Origin of the sequence: Terrisporobacter sp., assembly GCF_017888745.1 — a bacterium.
Taxonomy (GTDB): Bacteria; Bacillota; Clostridia; order Peptostreptococcales; family Peptostreptococcaceae; genus Terrisporobacter.
Genome location: NZ_JAGHFM010000246.1, coordinates 1 through 4456, shown reverse-complemented (window position 1 = coordinate 4456; position 4456 = coordinate 1). Strand labels below are relative to the sequence as shown.

Sequence of the window (4456 nt, the reverse complement as noted above, 5' to 3'; positions counted from 1 at the left end):
TATACATGTAGCATATTTTTATTTAAAATATACTTATTAACTAATTAGCATATTATTTTGCTCTTTGTTTACTAGCTTTATTAGCAGCTATTAACATAGATGTTGAAGTATAGAATATAACAGCTATAACTAACCAAGTTAATATATCCATTGGTAGATTACTAACAAATTTCGCTGCTATGTATACACCTACCATTCCAGATAAACCTATTATTAGAGCTGCCTTTCTTGGGTAAGCACCTTCTTTTATAAATTTGATTGATCCAACTGGCATTAATGTTGCACAAGATCCCATCATTATTGGAAAAGCAACTTGTGGATTCATTCCTAAGAAATAAACAAGTGCCATACATGGTGCATATAATCCTATACCTGCAGACATTAATGCTCCAAGTATAAAGTTACCTATAACACCTATAACTAATTTAATACCACTTAATCCTATAGCATCTCCACCACCTTGGATTAAGTTTAATTGCTTGAATATCATTAATACAGCAGTAATAAATAATGCAACTCCCATTGCTTTTTGAACTTTTACCTCATCCATCTTAGATATTATACCAGCACCTAAATATGAACCTAAGGCTGCCGCTGCAAGCATTGATATAAGCGTCATTGGTTCAACCTTTATAGCTGTTGTAAGTATTGCTGCTTCTACCATTACTGGTAATGTATCAGCAACGTTTAATAATCCTGGAAGTTCTCTATCCTTTACTCCCATTTTCATAAACTTGTTAAGTGCAACAGTTGGTGCAAAAGAGCCTATACCTAAAGTATCAAAGAAATTAGTTATAAAACCAATAAACCCTGCTTTTGCTACACTTACATTGTCTAATTTTCCAGCTGCTGCAACTTGTTTGTAGTCTTTAAAAAAGAAGTATCCATAAACACTTACTAATGCTGCCCAAACAACTCTAACAAAATTTAACATAATATGATTCCCCCTATTTTATTTTGTAATTTTATAAATGCTATAGTTGAAATCTTAATTAAGTTATTGATTCAGATGCTTATTTTAATATAAAACCATGTTTAACTGGATCTTCATCATCTATAACAAAATGATTAAATCCTGTTATATAAGCTGATGCTGTTATCTCTGGTCTTACTGCATCAAATTCTCCAACTTTATCAAGACCTACTATTCTACCTTTAAATAGAGTTCCTAATATACTTTCGTATACAAATGGTTCTCCTTCTTTAATTTCTCCTTTTGCATATAAAGTAGCTAATTTAGCACTTGTTCCTGTTCCACAAGGAGATCTATCAACTTGCCCTTGACCAAATATAACTACATTTTTGTAAGTTGCTTCTGGATGAGTTGGCTCATCATATATTTCAACTAAATCAACTGTTTTAATATGATCTAATGTTGGATGTTGCACAGGTATTTCTCTATTAACTATATCTCTCATTTCCATACCTATATTATTTAATATCTGAGCATTTTTAGGTTCAATTTTAACACCAAATTGATTAGCATGAACTATTGCAAAGAAACTTCCTCCAAATGCAATATCAAATTTTATTTTTCCATATGGAGCCATTTCTATTTCACAATCTCTTTTATATAAAAATGCTGGTACATTTATAAAAGATACTTCTTTTACTTTTTCATTTTCTACTTTAACTTCAGCTTCTATTAGCCCAGCAGGTGCTTCCATTTTTACATGAGTAACTGGTTCTACCATATCAACCATTCCAGTTTCTACTGCTACAGTTAAAGCTCCTATTGAACCATGACCACACATATTTAGGTATCCGCCACCATCCATGAATATGATACCAAAATCAGCTGTTGGATCACATGGTTGAGTTATTATTGAACCAAACATATCATTATGACCTCTTGGCTCTAACATTATAGCCGTTCTTAAGTAATCTAAATTTTCTTCTAAATATGCTTTTTTTTCAGCCATTGTATTACCTTTTATATTAGGTATTCCTCCCACAACTATTCTTGTTGGCTCTCCTGCAGTATGAGAGTCAATTGCATGAATGCTTCTTGAAAATTTCATTTGCCTGTCCCCCTAAAATTATTATTAATATAAATATTTACTTAATATTTATTTAATTATTCTATGATTAATTCGCAAAGAAATGATTTCATAATATAGCTGTTATATTCCCAAACGTTAATTAATTATCAATAAAATATATTTTTTATCGATAATTATTTTTTATAATTATATTTTTTTATGTCAGCTAATTATTTACATTTTTTTACATATAATCATTTATCTATTTAAATTATAGTTAATATTTTTTAAGTTATCAACAAATTTTTTCTATTTTTGCGTAACTATTTAATATTATAAAAAAAATACATAATACAATTAATTTATAATATACATTTAAAATTTTCCTAAACATATTATATATATTATTTTTATAGATTATACTATCAATTTAAATAGTAAAAAACTATAAATTCAAGATGAAATTGTTATTTTTTTATTTAAATTAAATATATTATTCCATTACTCATTAAATCTTGTATAAAAATATTATTTTATCCATGATTATAATATTTTATTTAAATTTATTATATCAATTAAATTATACTACTAAAAAACCTTCATTGATAAATTCAATGAAGGTTTTTATATTAATAGAAATTAGCAAGCTTTGCTCATTTCTTCTTCTTTATTTTTAACTTTTTCTTTTGATAATATATACGTAGCTAAACCATAGAATATAGCTCCACCTACTATATTACCTAAAGTTACGAATAATGTACTGTATAATGCTTGACCTGCAGTTATTACACCAACTGAGCCTGGCGATAATAAAGTTGTTATAAATACAGTCATGTTTGCTATACAGTGTTCAAATCCACTAGTTACAAATGCATATAAACATATTAATGCTATAAATAATTGAGCCATTTGGTCTTTTAATTTATAAGCACATAATACAGCTGCACAAACTAATATATTACATAAAATACCCTTAGCAAATAATTGTAAAGCAGTTCCACTTACTTTAGCTGTAGCTACATAAGCAAAGTAATCTATAGCAGTTCCTTTATCTGCTAAACCAGTTGCTACAAATAATACAGATATTAATACTGCACCTAAGAAGTTTCCTAGATAACTAAATGATAATATACTAAACCAGTCTTTTATAGTTGTTTTCTCATCTAAAGCACCTACTGTCATAACCATAGTATTACTCGTAAATAACTCATATCCTAATATTAATATTACACTAAGTGCAAATGAGAATGATAAACCTACTGCTATCTTAGTAAATGGAGAATGTTCTGCATATAGCATTCCACCTACTGAATATACTAATATACATCCCATACCAACTAATAATCCTGCGAACATAGCTGAAACTATGTACTTTAATTTACTTTCTTTTAATAATGCAACTTTAGCTTTTGCTTTGTCAGCTAATAATTGTATTGTTGATTCATTCATTATTTCGTCTCCTATTCATTAATTTTTAATAAAATATAATTTCGATTATTTGTATTTTGTATACAACATTTTATATTTTAGCATATTGATTTAGTTTTAAAAATAAAAAATTTCATATTCACACTGGAAAATTTTTCATAAACATGGAATTTATATTTTTTACAAATCTATATGCTTATATTCTATTTTTTATAAATAGATATCTGATAATTCTTGTTTTATATTACTATTTGTATTGATTCCTCTATTATTATTAGATTCTTCTTTTGCCACCATTGGGATACTTATAGTAAATTTAGTTCCTATATTTTTCGTGGAATCAACTTTTATACTTCCATTATGGCATTCAACAAAAGCTTTTACTATAGATAGTCCTATACCTGTACCTTCATTTCTTCTGGTTAAACTATCATCTAATCTTACAAATCTATCAAATATCTTATCTATATTTTCTTCTTCTATACCAACACCATTATCTTCAACAGTAAGTACCATGTTATTTTTATAAACATCTATTTTAATTTCTACAGTCCCTGTATCTTTAGAGTATTTTATAGCATTAGATAATAAATTCAATACTATTCTTTCTACTTTATTTTTATCTATTGCCATTATTATTTCTTCTTCTACAGTATCAAAAATTATTTCTATATTTTTAGCTTTAGCATAAGGAACAACAGATAAAACCGTATCTTCTATAACTTCTACTATATTTACATTTTCAAGTATTATATGCACATCTTGAGAATCAATTTTTTCCAAGTCTATGAGATTATTTATCAATTTTAATAACCTTTGACAATTTGATTCTACTAATTTTATATTTTTACTAGTTATTAGATAATTATCGTAATTATTTCTTTTATATTTTGTAAGTTGCATAACTGAATTAATTACAGTTATGGGTGTTTTTAATTCGTGGCTCATATTTATGATAAAATGATTTTTTAATTTATTCAGTGATTCTATATTATTTACAGCTTTATTTAATGTCTCTTCATGTTTTCGCTTATAATTAATATGTA

General features: G+C 26.8%; 4 protein-coding genes. All 4 read right to left on the bottom strand.

Features of this window, described 5'->3' with window-relative positions; all coding sequences use genetic code 11:
- Positions 1-52: 52 nt before the first annotated feature.
- On the bottom strand, positions 53-934 hold the full coding sequence (locus J7G74_RS11330; protein WP_297135385.1) for a sulfite exporter TauE/SafE family protein: 882 nt from the start codon (positions 932-934) through the stop codon (positions 53-55).
- Between the two features lie 79 nt (positions 935-1013).
- Positions 1014-2021 (bottom strand): proline racemase, encoded by a 1008-nt coding sequence (locus tag J7G74_RS11325; protein ID WP_297135383.1) that lies wholly within the window; start codon positions 2019-2021, stop codon positions 1014-1016.
- Between the two features lie 600 nt (positions 2022-2621).
- Entirely contained in the window at positions 2622-3431 is an 810-nt protein-coding gene (locus tag J7G74_RS11320) for a formate/nitrite transporter family protein (protein WP_297135380.1), read from the bottom strand.
- Positions 3432-3620: 189 nt separating this feature from the next.
- On the bottom strand, positions 3621-4456 hold an 836-nt coding region (locus tag J7G74_RS11315; protein WP_297135377.1), incomplete at its 5' end, for a sensor histidine kinase.

Bases quoted from the DNA above. Each gene is read 5' to 3' on its own strand.
- J7G74_RS11320 (WP_297135380.1), bottom strand. From the start codon at position 3,431: ATGAATGAATCAACAATACAATTATTAGCTGACAAAGCAAAAGCTAAA.
- J7G74_RS11330 (WP_297135385.1), bottom strand. From the start codon at position 934: ATGTTAAATTTTGTTAGAGTTGTTTGGGCAGCATTAGTAAGTGTTTAT.
- J7G74_RS11325 (WP_297135383.1), bottom strand. From the start codon at position 2,021: ATGAAATTTTCAAGAAGCATTCATGCAATTGACTCTCATACTGCAGGA.